Raw genomic sequence first — 266 nt, 5'->3', positions numbered from 1 at the left:
GCTCCACGACCTGGACTCGAACCAGGGACCCAATGATTAACAGTCATTTGCTCTACCAACTGAGCTATCGCGGAACTGCATATTTCAACTTTTACAACAATAAAAAAGCGTCCGTAAGGACGCTCTTTTATGGCCTCTGATGCAACTGGCATCAGCGCCTTATTTTCTATACCCATTACTGCCGGGCAGAAAATGGTCGGGGTAAGGGGATTCGAACTCCTGACATCCTGCTCCCAAAGCAGGCGCGCTACCGGACTGCGCTATAC

At 50.0% G+C, this 266-nt stretch carries 1 tRNA gene; it reads right to left on the bottom strand.

Annotated elements, in window-relative coordinates:
• Position 1: 1 nt before the first annotated feature.
• Positions 2–74: transfer RNA gene (locus tag GHO42_RS07775), tRNA-Asn, on the bottom strand.
• Between the last annotated feature and the right edge of the window lie 192 nt (positions 75–266).

Origin of the sequence: Pseudomonas sp. FSL R10-0056, assembly GCF_009600105.1 — a bacterium.
Classification (GTDB): domain Bacteria; phylum Pseudomonadota; class Gammaproteobacteria; order Pseudomonadales; family Pseudomonadaceae; genus Aquipseudomonas; species Aquipseudomonas bubulae.
Note: the sequence above shows the minus strand (reverse complement) of the source record. Positions and strands in the feature narration are given on the sequence as shown.